The organism is Pseudomonas palmensis (assembly GCF_049942755.1).
In the GTDB taxonomy this organism is placed as follows: Bacteria; Pseudomonadota; Gammaproteobacteria; order Pseudomonadales; family Pseudomonadaceae; genus Aquipseudomonas; species Aquipseudomonas palmensis.
In genome coordinates, this window is the sequence record NZ_CP187958.1 from 2,398,092 (window position 1) to 2,420,703 (window position 22,612).

15 protein-coding genes and 2 pseudogenes are annotated in these 22,612 nt (G+C 65.1%); 10 read left to right on the forward strand and 7 right to left on the reverse strand.

Features of this window, described 5'->3' with window-relative positions:
- Window positions 1-74: 74 nt before the first annotated feature.
- The gene (locus ACPRTJ_RS11005; RefSeq protein ID WP_058541722.1) at window positions 75-1,739 is read left to right on the forward strand and encodes a putative bifunctional diguanylate cyclase/phosphodiesterase; all 1,665 of its coding nucleotides are present in this window, start codon (window positions 75-77) and stop codon (window positions 1,737-1,739) included.
- A gap of 59 nt (window positions 1,740-1,798) precedes the next feature.
- Here the strand turns inward: ACPRTJ_RS11005 and ACPRTJ_RS11010 are convergent, their stop codons facing one another.
- Window positions 1,799-3,184, reverse strand: a complete 1,386-nt coding sequence (locus ACPRTJ_RS11010; RefSeq protein WP_058541723.1) for a NorM family multidrug efflux MATE transporter — start codon at window positions 3,182-3,184, stop codon at window positions 1,799-1,801.
- A gap of 150 nt (window positions 3,185-3,334) precedes the next feature.
- Between ACPRTJ_RS11010 and ACPRTJ_RS11015 the strand changes: the two genes are divergently transcribed.
- Both ACPRTJ_RS11015 and ACPRTJ_RS11020 read left to right on the forward strand, forming a co-directional pair.
- A complete protein-coding gene (locus ACPRTJ_RS11015; protein ID WP_043863339.1) occupies window positions 3,335-4,279 on the forward strand; it encodes a LysR substrate-binding domain-containing protein in 945 nt (314 codons plus the stop codon).
- A 152-nt stretch (window positions 4,280-4,431) separates the two neighbouring features.
- The gene (locus tag ACPRTJ_RS11020; protein WP_058541724.1) at window positions 4,432-6,417 is read left to right on the forward strand and encodes a methyl-accepting chemotaxis protein; all 1,986 of its coding nucleotides are present in this window, start codon (window positions 4,432-4,434) and stop codon (window positions 6,415-6,417) included.
- Between the two features lie 62 nt (window positions 6,418-6,479).
- On the opposite strand, the gene hglS is transcribed toward ACPRTJ_RS11020, so the two are convergent.
- Window positions 6,480-7,880, reverse strand: coding sequence for a 2-oxoadipate dioxygenase/decarboxylase HglS (gene hglS, locus ACPRTJ_RS11025; protein ID WP_104572799.1), 1,401 nt, complete (start codon window positions 7,878-7,880; stop codon window positions 6,480-6,482).
- A 95-nt stretch (window positions 7,881-7,975) separates the two neighbouring features.
- On the reverse strand, window positions 7,976-8,875 hold the full coding sequence (locus ACPRTJ_RS11030) for a LysR family transcriptional regulator (protein ID WP_043863342.1): 900 nt from the start codon (window positions 8,873-8,875) through the stop codon (window positions 7,976-7,978).
- Window positions 8,876-9,014: 139 nt separating this feature from the next.
- Between ACPRTJ_RS11030 and ACPRTJ_RS11035 the strand changes: the two genes are divergently transcribed.
- The 4 genes from ACPRTJ_RS11035 to ACPRTJ_RS11050 all read left to right on the forward strand — a co-directional run bounded on the left by ACPRTJ_RS11035 (window position 9,015) and on the right by ACPRTJ_RS11050 (window position 15,970).
- Complete coding sequence (locus ACPRTJ_RS11035; protein ID WP_426428827.1) at window positions 9,015-10,505, forward strand: aldehyde dehydrogenase family protein; 1,491 nt, start codon at window positions 9,015-9,017, stop codon at window positions 10,503-10,505.
- A 112-nt stretch (window positions 10,506-10,617) separates the two neighbouring features.
- Window positions 10,618-11,904: an L-pipecolate oxidase gene (locus ACPRTJ_RS11040; RefSeq protein ID WP_043863344.1), complete on the forward strand. Its 1,287-nt coding sequence runs from the start codon at window positions 10,618-10,620 to the stop codon at window positions 11,902-11,904.
- Window positions 11,905-12,149: 245 nt separating this feature from the next.
- The gene (locus tag ACPRTJ_RS11045) at window positions 12,150-14,150 is read left to right on the forward strand and encodes a DUF4034 domain-containing protein (protein WP_315405007.1); all 2,001 of its coding nucleotides are present in this window, start codon (window positions 12,150-12,152) and stop codon (window positions 14,148-14,150) included.
- A 5-nt stretch (window positions 14,151-14,155) separates the two neighbouring features.
- Entirely contained in the window at window positions 14,156-15,970 is a 1,815-nt protein-coding gene (locus ACPRTJ_RS11050; protein WP_426428829.1) for a M48 family metalloprotease, read from the forward strand.
- 484 nt (window positions 15,971-16,454) lie between these two features.
- On the opposite strand, the gene ACPRTJ_RS11055 is transcribed toward ACPRTJ_RS11050, so the two are convergent.
- The 3 genes and pseudogenes from ACPRTJ_RS11055 to ACPRTJ_RS11065 form a co-directional block, all read right to left on the reverse strand.
- A complete protein-coding gene (locus tag ACPRTJ_RS11055) occupies window positions 16,455-17,834 on the reverse strand; it encodes a PAAR domain-containing protein (RefSeq protein WP_426428830.1) in 1,380 nt (459 codons plus the stop codon).
- A 216-nt stretch (window positions 17,835-18,050) separates the two neighbouring features.
- Window positions 18,051-18,152, reverse strand: a pseudogene (locus tag ACPRTJ_RS11060) (hypothetical protein); the annotation flags it as partial.
- Between the two features lie 100 nt (window positions 18,153-18,252).
- Window positions 18,253-19,743: a YifB family Mg chelatase-like AAA ATPase gene (locus tag ACPRTJ_RS11065; protein ID WP_236176478.1), complete on the reverse strand. Its 1,491-nt coding sequence runs from the start codon at window positions 19,741-19,743 to the stop codon at window positions 18,253-18,255.
- A 156-nt stretch (window positions 19,744-19,899) separates the two neighbouring features.
- Between ACPRTJ_RS11065 and ACPRTJ_RS11070 the strand changes: the two are divergent.
- Window positions 19,900-20,013: pseudogene (locus ACPRTJ_RS11070) on the forward strand (GNAT family N-acetyltransferase); the annotation flags it as partial.
- Between the two features lie 42 nt (window positions 20,014-20,055).
- Here ACPRTJ_RS11070 and ACPRTJ_RS11075 read toward each other — a convergent pair.
- The gene (locus tag ACPRTJ_RS11075; protein WP_043863349.1) at window positions 20,056-20,319 is read right to left on the reverse strand and encodes an accessory factor UbiK family protein; all 264 of its coding nucleotides are present in this window, start codon (window positions 20,317-20,319) and stop codon (window positions 20,056-20,058) included.
- Window positions 20,320-20,660: 341 nt separating this feature from the next.
- Here ACPRTJ_RS11075 and glnK point away from each other — a divergent pair, with 341 nt between their 5' ends.
- Both glnK and ACPRTJ_RS11085 read left to right on the forward strand, forming a co-directional pair.
- Window positions 20,661-20,999: a P-II family nitrogen regulator gene (gene glnK / locus ACPRTJ_RS11080; protein WP_002555808.1), complete on the forward strand. Its 339-nt coding sequence runs from the start codon at window positions 20,661-20,663 to the stop codon at window positions 20,997-20,999.
- Window positions 21,000-21,040: 41 nt separating this feature from the next.
- Window positions 21,041-22,366: an ammonium transporter gene (locus ACPRTJ_RS11085; RefSeq protein WP_043863350.1), complete on the forward strand. Its 1,326-nt coding sequence runs from the start codon at window positions 21,041-21,043 to the stop codon at window positions 22,364-22,366.
- Window positions 22,367-22,612: the final 246 nt, after the last annotated feature.

The window sequence follows — 22,612 nt, forward strand, 5'->3', positions numbered from 1 at the left end:
TTACATTTGATGGTTCAGGATCGAGCATCCCGCCCACATCGTCATTGACCGCGTTCTCGTGCTAAGGAGCCAGCTTGTCTACGCTTGTCGAACCGTTGCGTCTGCTTCTGCTGGCGGACGGGCCGCACTGGGCCGTTGCCCTTGGTGAATGCCTGCTGCCGCTGGGCGGTGGCGCGGTGCTGGTGACCGCACCCGGCTGGGACGCGGTCGACAGCCTGTTCGCCCGCGACCGCAACGCGCTGGTGCTGGCCACCCCGGGCTTGCAGCCGGCGCCCGGGCGTTGCGACCTGCCCATGGTGCTGCTGCTGGAGCAGGAGCCGCCCGAGGCGCCGCCGGGTGTGAGCGACTGGCTGGTGTTCGAGCAGCTGAGCGGCGACATGCTGCGCCGCTGCCTGCGCCATGTGCGCGAGCGGGGTGTGCTCGAAGCCACCCTGCAGCGCCTGGCCGAGCAGGACCCGCTGACCGGCATTGCCAACCGCCAGGGTTTCCAGACCCTGCTGGCCGCGCGCCTGGCCGAAAACGACGGGCGCGGTGTGGCCCTCGGGCACCTGGACCTGGACAACTTCCGCCACGCCAACGATGCCCTCGGCCACCAGGCCGGTGACCGCCTGATCCTGCAGGTGGTCAGCCGGCTCAAGCGCCAGCTCGAGGCAGGCGATCAGGTGGCGCGCCTGGGCAGCGACGAATTCGCCCTGCTGATCGACACCCGGCGCGAGCCGCAGCGTGCCGAGTGGATGGCCGAGCGCATCACCGAGGCCCTGGCCGAACCCTACTGGATCGACGGCGAAAGCCTGCTGCTGGGGTGCAGCCTGGGCGTGGCGCATGCCCGTGCGCAGGCTGGTGCCGACCCGCTGATGTGGCACGCGCACATCGCCATGCAGCAGGCCAAGAGCACCCAGGGCTGCACCTTTCACATCTTCAACGAGCGCATCAACCGCAACGCACGCAGCCTGGCCGACCTGGAAAGCGAGCTGCGCCGAGGCCTGCGCCGCGACGAACTGGAACTGCACTACCAGCCACGCCTGGACCTGAGCGACGGGCGCATCGTCGGCCTGGAGGCACTGGTGCGCTGGCGCCACAGCGAGCGTGGCCTGCTGCCACCGAGCGAATTCGTGCCGCTGGCCGAGCAGAGCGGGCTGATCGTGCCGCTGGGGTACTGGGTGATCTCGCGTGCCCTGCGCGACATGCAGGCACTGCGCGAGCAGGGGCTGGCGCCATTGCACATGGCGGTCAACCTGTCATTTCGCCAGTTTCAGGACAGCCAGCTGCTGGCCACGCTGGGGCGGCTGATCGTCGAGCACGGGGTGGATGCGGGCTGGCTGGAGTTCGAACTGACCGAGACCGCAGTGATGCGGCGCAACGACCTGGTCAAGCAGACGATGGACGCGCTGGGACGCTTGGGGGTGCGGTTTTCGCTGGATGACTTCGGCACCGGCTTTTCGTCGTTCGTGCACCTGAACAGCCTGCCGATCGCCCTGCTCAAGGTCGACCGCAGCTTTGTCGGTGGCATGGAGCAGCGCGAAGAGAACCGCAAGCTGGTGCACGCCATGATCAACCTGGCGCACAACCTGAACCTGGAGGTGGTGGCCGAGGGCGTGGAGACCGAGGAACAGCTGGCGTTGCTGCGCAGCTTTGGCTGCGACCAGGTGCAGGGCTTTCTGATCAGCCGGCCGTTGCCGATCGAGCAACTGGTCGAGTATCTGGTGCAGGGGGCGGGGCAGGGCGCAGTGGCGCTGTAGCCCCCGTCGCCGGCATGCGCGAAACAGGGTAGGAGCCGGCCTTGCCGGCGAACAGGCCCTCAAGGTTGTACAGAAACCTGTGCCATCTGCGAACTGCCCAGCAACCGCCGCATCCGCCACTCGAACGCCACCGTCAGCCCGATTGCCGCACACGCCAACCCCAGCGCCAGCCCCCACCACACGCCTACCGCGCCGCCGCCCATGGGAAACGCGAACACCCACGCCGCCGGTGCGCCGATCAGCCAGTACCCGGCCAACCCCACCAGGAACGTGGTCTTGGCGTCCTTGAGCCCGCGAATCGAGCCCATCGCGATGGTCTGAATACCGTCGAACAGCTCGAACCACGCCGCCACCATCAACAGGCTCACCGCCACCCGGATCACATCGGCGAAGGCCGGGTCCTGGCGGTCCAGAAACAGCCCCACCAGCGCCTCGGGCATCAGCCAGAACAGCAGCGAGAAACCGAGCATCATCGCCGCGCCAAAACCGATGCCCACGCGCCCGGCCTGACGCGCCGCCAGCAGGCGGTCGGCGCCGTAATGCAGGCCCACACGCATGGTCACCGCGTATGACAGGCCCGCCGGGATCATGAACGCGGTCGAGACGATCTGCAGGGCGATCTGGTGCGCGCCCAGGTCGGTGGTGCCCATGGTGCCGATGCACAGCGCTGCGAAGGCAAACAGCCCGACCTCCACGGTGTAGGTGCCACCAATCGGCAGGCCCAGGCGCCACAGCTCGCGCAACGCCGGCAGGTGCGGGCGGCTCAGGCCCTGGCGTATCGGGAAGTCCGCGTAGGCCGGGTGGCGGCGGATGTACAGCGCCAGTGCGATGGCCATGGCATTGGCCACCAGCGCGGTCACCAGGCCGATGCCCATCAGGCCCAGCTTCGGCAGGCCGAACATGCCTTCGATCAAGGCGTAGTTGAGCAGGAAATTGACCACGGTGCCGACCAGGCTGATCACCATCACCGGCGTCGAACGCCCCAGTGCACTGGTGAACCCGCGCAACGCCATGAAGCTCAGGTAGCCGGGCAGGGCCAGCGGCAGCACCAGCAGGAACTGGCTGGCAAAAGCCACGTTGCCAGGTGTCTGGCCCAGCATCAGCAGCACCGGCGACAGGTTCCACAGCACCAGCGCGGCGACGATGGCCATGCCCCAGGCCAGCCATAGCCCGGCCTGGGTCAGGCGCGTGGCACCGGGGTTGTCGCCCGCACCCTGGCGAATTGCGACCAGAGTACCGACGGCGGCAATCACCCCCAGGCAGAAGATCGACACGAAGGAATAGCTGGCCGCGCCCAACCCGCCACCAGCCAGGGCCTCGGGGCTGATTTTGGCCATCATCAGGGTGTCGGTGAGCAGCATCAGCATGTGCGCCAACTGCGAGGCGATCAGCGGCCCGGCCAGCCGTAGCAATGCCTTGAGTTCGGTAACGGGCGCAGCCTGCATGATGCAGCTCCTGAAAAGGGAAGGGTGAGCCGTGGATTCTCGGCCTTTGCGGGCCATTGCACAAAAGGATAAAAACGATCATTGGCATGATTAAAACTCATGTGAGTATGATTCGTGCCAACCCGTATTTCATTGCTGGAGCACGCCCGCATGTCACGCCGTTTACCGCCTCTCTACGCCTTGCGGGCGTTCGAGGCCGCTGCCAGGCACAGTTCGTTCACCCGTGCCGCCGATGAGTTATCGATAACCCAGAGTGCGGTCAGCCGGCACATCCGCACGCTGGAAGAGCACTTCGCCTGCCGGCTGTTTCTGCGCAATGGCCGCACCCTGCAGTTGAGCGAGGCGGCGCGCCTGCTGTTGCCCGGTGTGCGCGAGGGTTTCGCCGCACTTGAGCGTGCCTGCAACACCCTGCACAGCGAAGATGGGGTGATCCGCATGAAGGCCCCTTCGACCCTGACCATGCGCTGGCTGCTGGCGCGCCTGAGCCGTTTTCGCCACTTGCAGCCGGGCAACGAGGTGCAGCTCACCAGTGCCTGGATGGACGTCGACCATGTGGATTTCAACCATGAACCCTTCGATTGCGCAGTGCTGTTGGGCGACGGGCATTTTCCGCCGGACTGGGAAGTCAGCCCGCTGTTCCCTGAACTGCTGATACCGGTGGGTGCGCCCGCGCTGCTTGATCAGACGCCCTGGGACGTGGAGCAGTTGAAGGCCTGCGAACTGCTGCATCCCACGCCCGACAAGCGCGACTGGCGCAGCTGGCTGGCGCAGATGGGGCTGACCGAACAGGTCTCGCTCAAGGGCGGCCAGGTGTTCGATACCCTCGAGCTGGGCATGATCGCTGCCGCGCGAGGGTATGGTGTGTCGATGGGGGACTTGCTGATGGTGGCCGAGGATGTCGCCCAGCGGCGCCTGAGCCTGCCCTGGCCGACGGCGGTGGCCAGCGGCCTGAATTACTACCTAGTGTGGCCACGCACGCGTCCCGGTGGCGAGCGTCTGCGCCGGCTCAGCGACTTCCTGCAGGGCGAGGCCCGTGCGATGGACCTGCCCAAGGTGCAGATACTGGGGGCAAATGAGCCCAACATCGGCGATTGAACGTTTGCGCAGAATATCCCTGTGATGCACTCAAGTAATCGATGACGCCGCCGAATCAGTGGGGTCGAGAGCCGCAACCAGAATGGCTCACTTCCCCATGCCGACGGTGCAGCGTGATCAGGATGATCCGGCCCCCATTGCCAGGAGCTTCCATGTCCCAACCCCGTGCCCGAATTGCCTCGCAACTCGGTATTGCCCTGGCCGCCGTGCTGGCGGTCGTCATTACCGGCAGTACGCTGTTTGCCCTGCGCTCGCTCGACAGCGCCAACCTGATCACCCGCCAGGAACACCTGGCCAGCGAGGCGCGGCTGCTCGCCGACCAGCTCGACACGTTCCACAGCACCTTGCGCGAGAGTACCCAGCGCCTCAGTGGCCTGTTCGAAAAACGCTTTGCCGGCGGGCTGCGGCTTGCCTCCGACCAGTCACTCAGCGTGGCTGGAGTGGCCACGCCGGCGCTGTACCTGGCGGACCATGCGCTGAACAACGATTTTCGCGAGGTTGACGACTTTCGCCAGATGACGGCGGGTGTTGCCACCGTGTTCGTGCGCAGCGGTGAGGACTTCATTCGTATCAGCACATCGCTGACCAAGCAGGACGGCAGCCGCGCCATCGGCACTCAGCTCGATCACCAGCACCCGGCCTACGCGCGGCTGATGGCCGGGCAGCCCTACGTGGGGCGTGCCGTGCTGTTCGAGCGCTCGTACATGACCCAGTACACACCGGTGCGTGACGTGTCGGGTCGGGTCATCGCGGTCCTGTTCGTCGGCTTCGACTATACCGACGCGCAGAACGCCCAGTTCGACAACCTCCGGCGCTTCCGTATCGGCCAGACGGGGTCGCTGGCGCTGCTGGACGAACAGCAACACTGGTTGGTGGCGCCGGCAGGTGTCAGCGACACGGCACTGGCTGCCCACCAACTGGGCGGGTTTGCCGCGCATGCAGGGGAAGGGCGCTTCTGGAACGATGGGGTCGAAACCCTCTATAGCGTGGCCATGCCCTTTGCCGACGGCCCGTGGACAGTACTGGCAAGCATGCCCAAGGCCGAGATTCGTGCCGTGACCTGGAGCGTGGGCGCAAGGTTGGCCATTGGCAGCCTGCTGGCCATGATGCTGGCGGTGGGCGCCACCCTGTGGCTGCTGCGCCGCAAGCTGCGGCCGCTGGCCGACCTGGTGCGTCAGGCCCAGGCCCTGGGCGCGGGCGACCTGAGTGCCCGCCTGGCGGTGGCCAGCCACGACGAAATCGGCCAACTGGCACGCAGTTTCAATCAGATGAGCGAAGCGCTGGCGAGCACTGTGCTGCACATTCGTGATGCCTCGCAGCAGGTCAGCCAGCGTGCCCAGGCGCTGGCGGGGCTGTCGTCGGGTGCTTGCGAGGGCATGGAGCAGCAGTCGGGCGAAATCACCAGCATGGCCGGTGCAGTCGAGGAGTTCAGCGCCACCTCCCTGAACATCGCTGACAACATGGGCAGCACCGAACGCATGGCCCAGGACAACGCGCAGCAGACGCGCATTGGCCGTGCGTCGATGGACGAAGCGTCCACCTCGTTGCAGCAGATCGCGCAAGCGTTGGGCAGCACCGCGACAGTGATCGATACCCTTGGGGTGCGCTCGAAGGAGATTGGCGGCATTGTCGGCACCATCACCTCGATTGCCGAGCGGACCAACCTGCTGGCGCTGAACGCGGCCATCGAGGCGGCACGGGCGGGCGAGCAGGGGCGCGGGTTCGCCGTGGTGGCGGACGAGGTGCGCAACCTGGCGGCGCGCACCCGCGAAGCCACCGACGAGATCTCCGGCATGATCGCCAGCATTCAGCAGGAGACCGGCAACGCCATCAGCACCATGGAGCAGGGCAACCGCTTGATGGAGGACGGCTTGCAACGCAATGCCAAGGTCGCCGAGGCCTTGGCGCGCATCGACGAGCAGAGCCGGGCGGCGGGGCAGCAGTTTGCCGCGATCACCACCGCGACTCAGGAGCAGAGCAGCACGGCGACGTTGCTGAGCAGCAACTTGCAGAGTATTGCGCTGGCCAACAGCGAGCAGCGCGAGGTGGCAGCCAACCTGGCGGCTACGGCGCGGGAGCTGGAGGGCTTGGCGGGGCAGCTGCGGGCAGAAGTGGGGCGGTTTGAGGTGGGGCATTGAGGGCCCCTTCGCCGGCAAGGCCGGCTCCTGCAGTGTAGGAGCCGACCTTGCCGGCGAAGCTGTTAAATCAGCCCAGGCAGGTTCAACGCCTGCGCACACGCTGCCAGCGAGCGCCGCTCGCTCTCGGCATACAGCGCCAGCTCATCCTGCACCGATTTGCCCAGCGCCTGCTCGAACGCGTCGCGGTTGGCATTGCTGCCGTACTCGCTCTGCGCGCCTTCGCCCAGGTTGGACTGGAAGATCCCCGCCGCACTCACCGGCAGGAAGTCCTCGTAGACCAGGGCTTCGAAGTGCACATGCCCGGCTTCGATCAACGCGTTCAGCGAGGTCGGCCGCTGCGCCTGGTCGCGGGCACTCAGGCCGGCTTCGGTCGGGAAGTAGCGGAAGTACGCCAGCCCCTGCTCGCGCATCTGCGCCAGGTCGTCCGGGAAGGCTTCGAAACGCTTGCCCAGCAGGCTCATGTAGCGCTCGGCATTGGCCTCGGCCGGCACGCCGCCCAGGTCGGCCCGCGCTGCGTCCAGCAACTGGTCATACAGCACGCGACCCTTGGGGGTCAGCGCCGCGCCGCGTTGCTCGATCTCGCCGAAGCGTGCGGTATGGCTGCCCCCTTCGCTGCCCTGCTGGTCGGTGAATGCCACGCGCTCCTGCAAGGCCTTGAAGCTGGTCTGACGCAACAGGATCGGGCAACGACGCGGTGGCGGGCCCTCGATCACGGCCTTGGGCGGAATGCCCTTAGCCGGCATGCCGACCTGGATCGCATCGATGTCCAGGGTGCGCGGCGTCAGGTGGTTGATGTGCGGGCCCTTGAAGGCCACCACATCGGCGATCAGGCGGTGCTGGTCGTGCAGTTGCTGGTACTGCTCGGCCGTGACCGTCGCGTCGTGGTGCCAGCGGAAGGTGTGCAGTGCTTCATTGACGAACGCCTCGGCGTCGGCGGCATTCAGGCCTGCGTCGGCTTCGAACTGGGCAATCAGCTGCAAGGCACGCGGGGTGAAGATCTGCCGCTTGGCCAGGATCGATGCGGCCAGCTCGCGCAGGGCCGGGTTGTCGATCAGCTCCAGGCGCAGCAGCGAGGTGAACACGCGGAACGGGCTGATGTGCAGCGACTGCTCGTGCACCGCGCGAAACGCGGTGGAGTGCACCGGTACGCCGGCCGAGCTGAGGTCGTAGTAGCCCACCGGGTACATGCCCATCACCGCGAACAGGCGGCCGATGGTCGCCAGTTCCTGGGCGGTGCCGACGCGGATGGCGCCGTGGCGTTCCTGGTCCAGGCGTTCGATCTCGCCGGTCCAGCGTAGCGCCTCGGCCACCTTGGGCTGCTGGGTCATCACCTGTTGATTGATCTCGCTCACCAGTTCCAGCAGGGTGCCGTAGAGCGGCACCTCCTGCTTGTACATGAGCGACATGGCCGCGGAAAACTGCGCGCGAATGCTGTCCGGGCTGACGAAATCTTGAGCGGGCATCGAAAGCTTCCTGGTGGTAAAAGTCACCCTTACATGAAAGCGAGGAATGCAGGCCGGGCACAAGCGAAAAAAATTCGAGGGATCATTCCTGTAATTCAGGACCTCGGCGCGGTCGCCTGTTCACGGATCCATTCCACCAGGCTGCGCACCTTGGGTACCTCGGCGGCATGCTCGGCGAACGCCACAAAGTACGCGCCGCTGCTGCGCATCGCGTAGGGCCACGGTATCACCAGCTTGCCCTCGGCCAGTTCCTGCTCCACCAGATAGCGCGGCACCAGCGCCACGCCGCAGCCCGATAACGCGGCGCCCACGCACATATAGAAGGTATCGAAGCGCGGGCCGTGGTAGCTGTTGGCCGAGTGCAGGCCCTGTTCCAGAAACCACTCGTGCCAGGCCTCCGGGCGCGAGGTGCTTTGCAGCAACACGCGCTCGGCCAGCTCGCCGGCCTCGGTCAGGGTATGCCCCTGCAGCAGTTCCGGGGCGCACACCGGCACAACCTCGTCGCCGAACAGCTCGATGCACGTGGCCCCCGGCCAGGTGCCCTGGCCATAGAAGAACACCACGTCGGCGGTGTTCTGCAGCAGGGCGAAAGGCTCCATCTCGTTGCAGATATCCAGGTGTATATTCGGGTAGCGCTTGCCGAAGCCCTTCAGGTGCGGGATCAGCCAGCGCACGCCGAAGCTCGGCTGGGTGGCCACCTTGAGCACTTCGGTCTGCTGACCGTAGGACAGGATGTAGCGGCTGGACATGTCGACCTGGGTGAGGATCTTGTTCACCTCGGCCAGGTACAGCGCGCCCGCCGGGGTCAGCTGCAGGCGTCGGCGGATCCGCAGGAACAGATGATGGCGCAGCATGTCTTCGAGCTGCGCCACCTGCTTGCTCACCGCGCTCTGGGTCAGGTGCAGCTCTTGCGCAGCGCGGGTGAAGCTCAGGTGTCGGGCGGCCGCCTCGAAGCATTGCAGGGCGGCCATCGACGGCACCAGACGTTTGGACATAGCGGTATCACTCACCCGTCGAATCATTACCTGGCGGAATGATGTGCAGAATAAAGGTCGTTTGTAGCGCCAGAGTGATCGGATTAATACTGATCCCATCACCAATTACAACCACTCACCGCCTTGCAGGAGAAGAATAATGGTTGATGGATTGCTCGACCGCCTGGGTGTACCGGCCTCTGCCTACACCCATGGCAACCATCCCGTTCACACCCCGATCGACGGCAGCGCGATTGCCTCGGTGCACCTGGAGTCCAAGGCTCAGGTACTGGGCAAGATCGAACAGGCCGAACAGGCCTTCCTGGCCTGGCGCAACGTGCCGGCGCCGCGTCGCGGTGAGCTGATCCGCCTGTTTGGTGAAGTGCTGCGTGAGCACAAGGCGCACCTGGGCGAACTGGTATCCATCGAAGCCGGCAAGATCACCCAGGAAGGCCTGGGCGAAGTGCAGGAAATGATCGACATCTGCGACTTCGCCGTCGGCCTGTCGCGCCAGCTGTACGGGCTGACCATCGCCTCCGAGCGCCCGGGCCACCACATGCGTGAAACCTGGCACCCGCTGGGTGTGGTTGGCGTGATCAGCGCCTTCAACTTCCCGGTGGCCGTGTGGGCGTGGAACACCACCCTGGCGCTGGTATGCGGCAACGCCGTGATCTGGAAGCCATCGGAAAAGACCCCGCTGACCGCACTGGCTTGCCAGGCGCTGTTCGAAAAAGCCCTGAAAGCCTTTGGCGAAGCGCCGCAAGGCCTGGCGCAGCTGATCATCGGCGACCGCGACGCCGGCCAGGCACTGGTCGACGACCCGCGCGTACCGCTGGTTAGCGCCACCGGCAGCACCCGCATGGGGCGCGAAGTCGGCCCACGCGTGGCGGCACGCTTCGGTCGCAGCATCCTCGAGCTGGGTGGCAACAACGCAATGATCCTGGCCCCGAGCGCCGACCTGGACCTGGCCGTGCGCGGCATTCTGTTCAGCGCCGTGGGTACCGCCGGGCAGCGCTGCACCACCCTGCGTCGCCTGATCGTGCACCGCTCCATCAAGGACGAAGTGGTGGCCCGCGTCAAAGCCGCCTACGCCAAGGTACGTATCGGCGACCCGCGCCAGGACAACCTGGTCGGCCCGCTGATCGACAAGGGTTCGTTCACCGCCATGCAGGACTCCCTGGCCCGTGCCCGTGATGAAGGCGGCAGCGTGTTCGGCGGCGAGCGCCAGTTGCAGCAGCAGTACCCGGATGCCTACTACGTGAGCCCGGCGATCGTCGAGATGCCTGGTCAGAGCGAGGTGGTGCGCCATGAAACTTTCGCGCCGATTCTCTACGTGCTGGCCTATGACGAGTTCGACGAAGCGCTGCGCCTGAACAACGAAGTGCCACAGGGCCTGAGCTCGTGCATCTTCACCACCGACCTGCGTGAGGCCGAGCGCTTCCAGAGCGCGGCGGGCAGCGACTGCGGCATCGCCAACGTCAACATCGGCACCAGCGGTGCCGAGATCGGTGGCGCGTTCGGTGGCGAGAAAGAGACCGGCGGTGGCCGTGAGTCGGGTTCCGATTCGTGGAAGGCCTACATGCGTCGTCAGACCAACACCGTGAACTACTCGCGCGAGCTGCCGCTGGCGCAGGGCATCGTGTTCGACTGATAACCGCGTCGGCCCCTTCGCCGGCAAGACCGGCTCCTACCGCAACCGTGTAGGGGCCGGCCTTGCTGGTGAAGGGTACTTCCCGTTCCAAGGCCAACCAACGGAGGCGGCCATGACCGACCTGCGTCAAGAATGTCTGTGGGAGTTCGTCACTCCGCCTGCGGCGCCTGCCGCCGCACTGACGGCACAGATCAAGGCCGATGTGTGCGTGATCGGCGGGGGTATCACCGGTCTGTGCACGGCCATCAACCTGCTCGAGCAGGGCAAGTCCGTCGCGCTGCTCGAAGCCCGTGTCATCGGCCATGGTGGCTCGGGGCGCAACGTCGGGCTGGTCAATGCCGGCACCTGGATCCGCCCCGACGATGTCGAGGCCACCCTGGGCCAGCAACAGGGCAGCCGCCTGAACAAGGTACTGGGTGAAGCCCCGGCCGAGGTGTTCGCCATGATCGAACGCCTGGGCATCGACTGCCAGGCACGCAACGAAGGCACCCTGCACATGGCGCACAACGCCAACGGCGTAGCCGACCTGCAATCGCGTCACCAGCAATGGAGCCGACGCGGTGCCGATGTCGAGCTGCTGACCGGTGCGCAGTGCCAGGAATACTGCGGTACCGACAAGATTTCCGCCGCGTTGCTCGACCGCCGCGCCGGCACCATCAACCCCATGGGCTACACCCGTGGCCTGGCCGCTGCGGTACGCCGTCTGGGTGGGCAGGTGTTCGAACAGTCCGCTGTCACCGGGCTCACCCGCGAAGGCAGCGCCTGGCTGGTGAAGACTGCCCATGGCGCGGTCAGCGCCGACAAGGTGGTGATCTCCACCGGTGCCTACACCGAGGGCGACTGGACCGCGTTGCAGAAGCAGTACTTTCGTGGCTACTACTACCAGGTGGCTTCCAAGCCCCTGCAGGGCGCTGCGGCCGACAACGTGCTCAAGCACGGCCAGGGCTCGTGGGACACGCGCACGGTGCTCAGCAGCATCCGTCGCGACGACCAGGGCCGCCTGCTGCTGGGCAGCATGGGCCGGGTCGACAACAAGCCGGCGTGGTTCGTGCGCAGCTGGGCCGACCGCATCCAGGGGCACTACTTCCCGCAACTGGGCAAGGTCGACTGGGAAATGCACTGGACCGGCTGTATCGACTTCACCCCGGACCACCTGATGCGCCTGTTCGAACCGGCCCCGGGCATCGTTGCGGTCACCGGCTACAACGGCCGTGGCAACACCACCGGTACTGTGATCGGCAGGGCCTTCGCACAGTACCTGCTGCAGGACGATCCGGATGCACTGCCGATCCCGTTCGCCCCGATGAAACCGGTATCGGCCCCGTTGCTGCGCACCGGCTTCTACGAAACCGGCTTTTCGCTGTACCACGCCGGGCAGTGCCTGCGCGTGCTGCTGTAACCCCCGCTCCAGTGCGCGGCCATCGACAGGGATGCCCTGGTCGATGGCCTTCGGCATTGCCCGCATGCCGTCCACCTGCCCGCATTTTCAACGCCCCGTACCGCTCGCGCCCGGTCGAGAATCATTAACACCCGCGATTTTTTCAATTGGACTGGATCCAATCGGTAGTGTCGTTTAGCCTTCGCCGCCATCATGAGCGCCTTTGCGCTGAACGCGCTCGCTAAAACGGACTTGAAGGGTGCCACTTGCACAACATTCCCCATATTCGCCTCCACCTGCGTGACCTGGTTCGTACCGAGTCCTTCGCCGAGCTGAACAGCTACTTCGATGCCCTGCAGGCCGAGTGGAGCAGCGCCGAGCCTGGCACCCACCATTATCTGGACACCGCCCGCACCGGCACGCTGTTCGACTTCAGTGTGACCCCAGCGCCGGAGATCGCACGCTTTCTGCAGGCGTGGGTCGCCGCCTGCCCGGATGCCTTCCATCCGCGCCTGTTCCTGGGCAACTACTGCTATGGCCGCGCCGGCAATATCCGCGGCAACGGCTGGGCCAACAGCGTGACCGACGACTGCTGGCTGGGCGCGGCGCTGGCCTGTGAACTGTCGGCGGTGCACCTGCTGGCGGCGCTCGAACGTTCGCCGCAGCCGGTGGCTGCAGGCGTCACCCTGATGGAGCTGTGCGCGCACTTCCACGAGCCGGCGTGGCTGAACGCGCTGTTCGGTGGCGAGCCTGCCAAGGGCATGGCCAGCGACAACCAGGACCCCGAACTGCTGGAGATGGCGGTCGAACACCTGGCCCACTACGGCCTGACGCCCTTGCAACAGGCCCCCACGGCGCTGCCGGCCGGCCTGCCGCAACGCCAGGCGCACGAGATGGACCAGGGTCAGGATTACTGGCTGCACCGCGTGATGGAGTGGCGCCCGGACTGCCTGGAAGCGCTGCTCAACTATGCCAACTACCTGTTGCCACGCTGGGGCGGCAGCTACGAAGACATCGAAGGCTTTGCCAGCGGGCCGCTGTGCGCCGCGCTGAGCGAGGCGCAGCGCAATGCGATCCGCTGGCTGGCGTTCTACGACATCCACGAGGATTACCCCGCCAAGGAGGAATTCAACGCTGCACGCGAGTACCTCGAGCACTTCGAGGCCTGGCTGCAGCGCGACCTGCTGCCAGCCTACCGCGGTTATGCGCTGGGTTACTTCGGCCAGTTCTGCAGCTATTCGCTGGACAACCAGCCACGTGCGATGGCGATGCAGGTCGCGAGCGTGCAGGCCTTCCCCGAAGGCGAGTACTTCCGCCATGTCGAGGGGCCGTTCCACAGCTTCGTCTACCTCACCATGGTGGCCAACATGGCCGACGAAACCGGTGCCTTCAAGGTGGCGGTCGAGCGCATGTGCGCGATGAACGAGTTGGGCGTGCCGGTGGCGATCAAGGCTGTCGGTCACCAGTTCGGCCTGTGGGGTTTCGACAAGGACCCGCAGAGTGTGCCGGCCTTGCTGGACCGCGCGCGGGTGCTGGGCGAACACGACCTGGGGGACTCGGGCCTGGACATCGTCAGCCTGCCGTCATTCCTGTGGGACGGTGGGCGCCACGACGAGGGTTACTTCCTGGCGGTGCAATGGGGCGAGCGTGGCCTGCCGGGCGCGGCCTATTTCCTGCACGAGGTACACACCGGTGCCCGTGAAGAGGCCCCGCAACGCTATGTGGACGAGGGCGAAAGCCTGCGCTGGCTGGAGCGCGGTGCCCAGGACGGCTGCCCGCAGAGCATGTTCAACCTGGCCTGGAAAAAGCTTTTCGACGACGAGCTGGACATGCGTGTGCGTGCCAACCTCGACGAGGTGCTGCGCCTGTTCGAAGGCGCCCGCCAATCGTCGCGGGCAGAACAGCGCGCGCGCATCCGCATCGGCATCCTGCTGCGCGACTTCGGCACTGCCGAAGAGCAGGAAACCGGCGTGAAGTACCTGCGTTCGCTGGTCGACTGTGACGATGACTGGGTCTCGGCGCGTACCAGTGCCGAGATCGCACTGGCCTACCTGCGCGGGCAGGGCGTTCAGCAAAGCCGCTTCGCTGCCATCGAGTGGGCGCAGCATGCCGTGACCCAGTTGCCCGACAACGAAGGCATCCAAGAAGTCCAGTACGAGGTGCTCAACTCCCACAGCCTGCTCAAGAGTGTCACCAGCGTGTTCGGTGCGTTCCTGGGGCGTGGCAAGGTCGGCGCCGACGACCTGCCGCCCAAGCCGGCGCAGTAACGCCCATGGCCGCACTGCAACGGTTGCGACTTCGTGCCTGGCTGCTGCTGGGCAACGGCTTTCTGCTGGTGGGCGGGCTGGCCCTGTGCGTGCTGCCGCTGGCGATGTGCATGTGGCTGCCCGGTGCTGCGGGGCTGCTGGCCGGGTTCGTGACCCTGCCAGCGGGCATGTTCGGCTACAGCATGCTCAAGCTGCCCTTTGCGACGCGTGCCGATTCCAGCGAGGACGGCATCGCCCTGCAGGCAGTGGACGCGCCGCAGCTGTTCGAGGAAATCGAGCGGTTGCGCCTGGCACTCGGCGCGCCTGCGCTGGATGCGGTGTACCTGAACGACGACTTCAACGCCAGTATCCGCCAGCACCACGTACTGTTTCGCAGGACGCGCAACGTGATGTGGCTGGGCCTGCCCTTGCTCGACGCGCTGTCGCCGCGGGCCTGTGCGGCGATCCTGGCGCATGAGTGCGCGCACATCGCCCAGCGTCATGGCCGCTATGCCAGCCGCGTGTATTTCGCACGGCTGCAATGGCAGGCGGCGAGCGAGCGGCTGGAGCGCCATCGCTCGTTGTCGAGCGCTCCGCTGCGTCTGTTCGTGGGCTGGTACGTACCGCGTTTTCTGGCCGTGAGCATGGATTTTGCGCGGCGCTGCGAGTACCAGGCCGACGCCGAGGCGGCGCGGGTAGGCGGGGTCGAGGCGATGCGCGAGGCGCTGGTCGGCCTGGCCTTGCAGGGGCGGGCGCTGGAGCAGGCGTTCTGGCCCAAGGTGTTTCTTGCCGGCAGCACCACGCCATTGACCGACCTGGCCCGCAGCGGTGCGCCGAGCCTGCCGCAGGACATTGCCGAGGCCCGCAGCTGGCTGCATGGCGCACTGTGCAACGAGACCGACGACAGCGATACCCACCCGGCGCTGGCCGACCGCCTGGCGGCGCTGGGGGGGGCACCCGATCAGCCCGACGCGGCACTGGTGTGGCAGCGCAGCCAGCCCAGCGCGGCGCAGGCCTGGCTGGGCGAGCAGCACCTGCCATTGGCGCAGCGCCTGGACGAACAGCAGGCCGATGACAATGCCCGGCATTGCCAGCGCGCCCGTGACGAGCGCGAGGCATTGGTGGCCGAGCAGCACGACCTGCAGCGCAAACGGCGTATCCGTGCGCTGTCGGGCCACGAGATTGCCCGGCTGGCCTGGCTGTACCGCACCCTTGGCGAGGCGGGCGATGAGGCGCTGCGTTTGCTGGAAGATGCACTGCAGCAGGCGCCGGACGCGGCGGTGCGCTATCAGCTGGCCGAGTGTCATGCCCAGGCCGGGCGCCCGGACGCCGCCGCAGCACTGTGGCGGCAGGTGGCCGAGCAGCGCGGGCCGTTGCAGCTGTACAGCCTGCGCAAGCTCAGCGTGCTGGCCCTGCGCAGCGATGACCGCGGCGCGGCCGAGCACTATCGGCGCGAGGCCGATGCCCTGCAGCGTGCCGATAGCGACGATGACGGTGAAGACGGCGAGTGGGTGCCCCACGACCTGGTGCCCGTGGAGCGCAACAAGCTGATCGAGACGCTCACGCCGCTGCTGAAACTGGCGACCGGCGTGTGGCTGCTGCGCGAGACCGGCACGCGGCGCTACATTTTGCTGGTACTGGCGCGGGACTCGCTGACTTTCCGCCTGGTCAGTCGCCTGACCGGCGAAGACAGCTACCTGCGCCGGGATTGCCAGCAGATGCTCAATCGCCTGCTGCCGCGCATTCGCCTGGACCTGGTGCCCGTGGTGATGTCGGCCGGGGATGCGCGGCTGGTGTTCTGCTCGCAGGCGTCGCAGCTGCGCTTGAGCGCGTTGCTGTAGTGCTTAGATTCGATTGGTAAATGCCTTATTGCCTGCTCTTCAACACTTGCCTGTTTTTGCGTCAGGGGCTTGGGGAGCCGGCGGTTTACCGTCCGTTACGGCTTGCTCAAGTTGAGCAGGCCTACGCCAAACATGAACCAGGCAAACCCAATGATGATCAGCCATGAGGTAATAGTCAGGCGCCTTTTGAGCGCAAGAGGGAATTCATGAAAGTCCTTCGGATCCAGCTGCCCTCGTTTGATGGAGCGTCTTGCATACAACATGATCCCGCTGAGTGCTGATACGATCATGCATCGAGAAATGAAGCCGTGTGTTCCCCATATCTGCAAGAATCTGGGCAGACAGTCACTGCGCCGAAAGGCGTGAAGCAAACTTGAAAAATGTCGAGAATGGGCAAGTTGTACCTCTGACAAGAGGCCCCCGATCCCCAAGAAGCAGGGGGTTAACATAAACGCCAGCGCCCAGTGGGACTCCCAGAAGGCCATCATGGCTGGGCGTGCTCATACATAACTTCCCCTAGCCATTCACCACCTGACATACCACCCAGACTCCCTGCTAAAGCCCCTGCACCGACGATGGCGACACTACAAACGGTCGCACTCACCGGTCCTAAACTCAAGCAACCTACCGCGAAAACCCTGTTTGCAGCGGCGCCCCCCAGTGAACCAAAACCAAGCCCTCCCAAGAAACTGCCAGCCTCGGTGAAGCGTATCTTTTTACACGCCTTGGTTTCTCCTGCCATGCACGCCTCTCGAATCTTGAAGTACGAAGAAGCAGCACCTATCACTACGCCGATGTGCCCGCCGGTCTTCAGGTACGTTGACATCCTTGCCACCTTCTCCAAGTGCGTTGCATATCCCGGAATTTGTCCTGGGACGCCCGCTTTGCTCCAATGATGCACCAGACTCCTGCTCGATATTCCAAGGCCTCTGCGCAAGGTGTCATGGCTGCCCAGGTTCATCGGTTTGTTGAGGAAGGCTATCCGCAACTGCGCTTCCATTCGCTTGAAAAGTTCTTTACGGGAAGCGAAGAACTGTGGGCTTTTCAAATGGCCATGCTTGGAGAATTGCTGCTGATGCAAGAGCTCGACCTGATGCAGTGTATTCTTCAGGTCTTCGAATGACCTCGCCATCATGGCCTGGGCCACCCCCATCGACAGACTCACGTCACTTAGTAATCCTGCGATTTCGGCCTGGTGCCTCATCATGAAATCGGCCTCATCGGGGCTCAGACCGGCAAGACTATCTCGCGCCAGTTCTGCCGCTTCCATCAGATGCAGTTCCTCACGCGTACACATCTGCGCACTTCCTGGATCACCGATGACAAAGATTTCCCCTGCCTTGAAGCCGTTCTCAAAGGTTGGGTTGAGACGCTGCAGACGAATGGCCAGGTGCCTCTGCGGGTCAGCCAGCCCATGCAGCACCTGATTGAATGACTGGCTGTGCTGGACAATATGAAAGCCCGGCTCCAGTCTGGGCTGCGCGAATGTTGTCATTGTGCTGACTGCTTGTCGTGGTGAGGGAGTCGACTCAAATCCGAGCGTCGATGCGCTAGGCTGGAGTGGAATGCTGCTCCTGATGGCAGGCCCTTGATGTAGCGGTGCAATGACATAGTTGCTGCCCAGCGGACATTTGCACTGAACCAGTGAGCCATCCACGGCTGTGCTGAGGCCGTCCTGTCGCCAGCGCGATTCACCCTCGATGATCGTGCCTTCTGCACCGCAGTGAGGGCAGGGTGTGGTCCTGTCGCCTTCAAGTAGCCAAGGGATGTCGTGCACCTGGCCGCGCGCATGACTGGCTATGCAGATTGCACCTGTACTGGTGAGATCTCCGTCCAGACCTTGGCCCTTGCCGAAGATATTCATGCGCTGGCTCATGATTCACCCGCGCAATGGAAGCAATGGGAAAGGAGAACGTTTTTCTTGGTCATGAGTGGGTGTCGCAAGCTGGGAAGAGCGCAACTTAGCAGTTGCTTATCCCGGATTTTCCCGGCTTGGAACGGTAAGGAAAGGTCCTGCGTGATTTTAGGATTTGGACGTAATCAGGTGTGCCAGGCTGTCGCCGTGGCTGGTATCCGGGGCGATCACGGCGCCCAGTTGCAAACGCTTGGCCAGGGGCACCGCAATGACCGCGGCAAGCAGGAAGATGACGGCTGTTTGCAAAAGGCTGCCTTCGTGTGGCATCGCTCGGCTCCAGGGGGCTGCTACGGCGGCAGCGTTGAACAGTGAGGGCGCATGATGAGGCTGCGCCCGGCATTGCACAAACCGATGGGCGTCAAGGCACCTAAGGCCCGGGGCGGTACTGCAGGGCCTCGGCCAGGTGCACACGCGCAATGTGTGCGGCCTGTTCCAGATCGGCCAGCGTACGTGCCACCTTGAGCAGGCGGTGCGCGGCCCGTAGCGACAAGGTTAGTCGTTCGCACGCGGTTTCCAGCCAGTGCTGATCGTCAGTGGACAGCGCGCAGTGCTGGCGCAGGCCGGGCAGCTCGAGAAAGGCGTTGGCACAGCCCTGGCGCTGTTGTTGTCGTTCGCGTGCGGCAGCCACCTGCCCTGCGATGTGGGCACTGGCGGGGCCGTTGTCGGTGCAGTGCGAGAGCGCCGTGGCTTCACGGGCGACGGTCAGGTGCAGGTCGATGCGATCAAGCAACGGGCCGGAGAGCTTGTTGCGGTAGCGCTGGATCTGGTCGCTGCTGCATCGACAGCGACCGGTGGGGTCGCCATGGTAGCCGCAGGGGCAGGGGTTCATCGCCGCCACCAATTGGAAGCGGGCCGGGAAGCGGATCTTGTCCTTGGCCCGGGCGATCACGATTTCGCCCGATTCCAGTGGCTCGCGGAGCACTTCCAGCACGCGCCGCTCGAACTCCGGCAACTCATCCAGAAACAGCACGCCATGGTGGGCCAGGGTGATCTCGCCGGGTTGCGGGCGGCTGCCACCGCCGACCAGTGCGGCCCCCGACGCCGAGTGATGCGGGTGGCGAAAAGGACGCTGCGGCCAGCTGTTGAGCGGCAGCGGGCTGGCGACCGACTGGATGGCCGCCACCTCCAGCGCTTCGCGCTCGTTCAGCGGTGGCAGCAGACCGGGCAGGCGGCTGGCGAGCAGGGTCTTGCCGGTGCCGGGTGGCCCGCTGAACAGCAGGTTGTGGGCCCCGGCCGCCGCGACCAGCAGGGCACGCTTGGCGGCGAGCTGGCCCTGTACCTCGTTGAGGTCGGGGTAGGGCTGGCTGTGCAGGACCAGGCCGTTGGCCTTGTAGGGTTCGAGGGGCTGCTGGCCGTTGAGGTGCGCGACCAGTTCCAGCAGGTGGTCTACGGCGTACACCACCAGGCCCGAAGCCAGGCAGGCCTCCTCGGCATTCTCCCGTGGCACCACCAGGGCGCGCCCGGCTTCGCGGGCGGCAAGGGCGGCAGGCAGCACGCCCTGCACGCAGCGCACCGCCCCCGACAGCGCCAGCTCGCCCAGGCATTCCACTGCGTGCAGCGAGGCGATCGGCATCTGCCCGTTGGCGGCCAGGATGCCCAGGGCTATGGCCAGGTCGAAGCGTCCGCCATCCTTGGGCAGGTCGGCGGGGGCGAGGTTGAGGGTGATGCGCCGCGCGGGGAACTCCAGGCCGGAGTTGAGGATGGCGCTGCGCACACGGTCCTTGCTTTCCTTCACCGTGGCTTCGGGCAGGCCGACCAGGGTCAGGTTGGGCAGGCCGTTGGCCAGGTGCGCTTCGATGGTGACCGCAGGGGCCAGCACGCCCACCTGGGCGCGGCTGTGGACAAGGGCGAGGGACATGCACACTCCATGATCGGGACAATGCCGCGTCCTGCGGCTGGGGCAAGGATAGTGGTGCGCGCGCAGGGTGCGCGGGGGAGAGTGAGTCGAGGTTTTGCAGCGGTTGACGGGGCCAGGGGCGCTGGTCAAGATCACGGCGCCCCGGTGCAGCCTTCGGGCCGCGACGGCGTGCGTGCCAATGGCTTCTATCGTCGCTTGGGGTGGGAGGTGGTGGCGCAGTTGGAGGAGGGGGATGTGCGGTATGAGAAGGTGAGGCAGGCCCCTGCATGACCCTGCAGGCGCCGGCCCCGCCGACGAAGGCTGCGCTGCGCTCTACTCGGCAGCCGCCGGGTTCAGCCGCGCTTCCATCTCTTCGACCTTGGCCTCCAGCGCCTCCAGGCGTGCGCGGGTGCGGGCCAGCACTACCATCTGGCTGTCGAACTCCTCACGGCTGACCAGTTCCAGCTTGCTGAAACCACTTTGCAGCAGCGCCTTGAACTGGCTTTCCAGTTCGCTGCGCGGCTGCGCGGTGTCACCGCTGAACAGGCGCGAGGCCTGGTCGCTCAGGGCATCGAGAAAGGCTTTGGGCGCGAGCATGTTGGTCCGTCCGGTAAATGCAAAGAGGCGGCCAGTGTAACACGCACCCCACGCCCGCTCGCCCCGCACGCTTTTCGCGCATTCTCGCGACCGGGAGTGCACCGTTTTTGTGCGTGTTTGCCCTGCTGGCGACTGGCCAATTCCCCGTAAGGCACGCAAGCCGTTGTAATTGGTGGCTTTGGCAGACATGGCAAGGTTTCTGCTTAGAGCCAAGTGACTCATGCACTGGTGTCGGGCCTTGGGATTGAGGCCGACGAAGCGTTACAAAGCCAGGCACTGCGCTTAGACTTGAGACGGGTTTGTTTTCCTGGGGCAAGTCCACCAATTCGGGAGAGAGTTTCATGAAGCTAGTCACTGCCATCATCAAGCCATTCAAGTTGGACGACGTGCGCGAGTCGCTGTCCGAAATCGGCGTGCAGGGCATTACCGTCACGGAAGTCAAAGGCTTCGGACGGCAGAAAGGCCACACCGAGCTGTATCGCGGTGCTGAATACGTAGTCGATTTCCTGCCCAAGGTGAAGATCGATGTCGCCATCGACGACAAGGACCTGGACCGGGTCATCGAGGCGATCACCAAGGCGGCCAACACCGGCAAGATCGGTGACGGCAAGATTTTCGTGGTCAATCTGGAACAGGCCATCCGCATCCGTACCGGTGAAACCGATACCGACGCGATCTAAGTAACGCCGCCCCAAACCCCAACGCCCCAGGAGATAACAATATGACTCTGCGTCAGTTCGCAGGGCTAGGAGCCCTTTTGTCCCTCGTAATGCCTGGCATGGCCATGGCAGAGGAGGCAGCCGCCCCCGTGCTCAACTCCGGCGACACCGCCTGGATGTTGACCGCCACCGCGCTGGTGCTGTTCATGACCATCCCGGGCCTGGCGTTGTTCTACGGCGGCATGGTGCGTTCCAAGAACGTGCTTTCGGTGATGATGCAGTGTTTCGCCATCACCGGCCTGATCAGCATTCTGTGGATGGTCTACGGCTACAGCCTGGCGTTCGATACCACGGGTATGGAAGAGGGCGTGGTCAACTTCAATTCCTTCGTCGGCGGGTTCTCCAAGGCCTTCCTGGCCGGCGTCACCCCCGCGAGCCTGACCTCGTTGTTCCCCGAGGCGGTGTTCATCACCTTCCAGATGACCTTCGCCATCATTACTCCGGCCCTGATCGTCGGTGCCTTTGCCGAGCGCATGAAGTTCTCGGCCATGCTGATCTTCATGGCCGTGTGGTTCACCCTGGTCTACGCACCGATCGCGCACATGGTCTGGTCCGGTGCCGGCGGCCTGATGTGGGACTGGGGCGTACTGGACTTTGCCGGTGGCACCGTGGTGCATATCAATGCGGGTATCGCAGGCCTGGTGGCGTGCCTGGTGCTGGGCAAGCGCAAGGGTTTCCCGACCACCCCGATGGCCCCGCACAACCTGGGCTACACCCTGATGGGCGCGGCCATGCTGTGGATCGGCTGGTTCGGCTTCAACGCCGGCTCCGCAGCCGCTGCCAACGGCACCGCCGGCATGGCCATGCTGGTGACCCAGATCGCCACGGCCGCCGCTGCGCTGGGCTGGATGTTCGCCGAGTGGATCACCCACGGCAAACCCAGCGCCCTGGGCATCGCCTCCGGTGTGGTGGCGGGCCTGGTGGCGATCACCCCGGCTGCGGGCACCGTAGGCCCGATGGGCGCGCTGGTGATCGGCCTGGTATCGGGTGTGGTGTGCTTCTTCTGCGCCACCAGCCTCAAGCGCAAGATGGGCTATGACGACTCCCTGGACGCCTTCGGCGTGCATGGCATCGGCGGCATCGTCGGCGCGATTCTCACCGGCGTGTTCGCGGCCCCTGCACTGGGCGGCTTCGGTACCGTCGAAGATATCGGCGCACAGGTCTGGGTGCAGGCCAAGGGCGTGGGCTTCACGGTGATCTACACCGCTATCGTCACCTACGTGATTCTGAAGGTGCTGGACCTGGTGATGGGCCTGCGGGTCAACGAAGAGGAAGAAGCGGTCGGCCTCGACCTCGCGCAGCACAACGAGCGTGGCTACAACCTGTAACATGCTCGAAAAAACATGCCCGGCTTGCCGGGCATTTTTTTGCCTGGATTTTGTCCATCCAAGGGCACGCAAACGGTTTCCACGGGGGCATTTGCAGGCGCTTGACGCTGTAATGGCCATCAAGCATAAAACTTACAGCGAACAAGGATATTTAGGCACTTTGCTTTTTCACACATCACGCTAGAATGCGCGCCGTAGGGTGCGGATGACCTGTCCGCGCACTTCGATACCCTTTGCTAGGCTTGG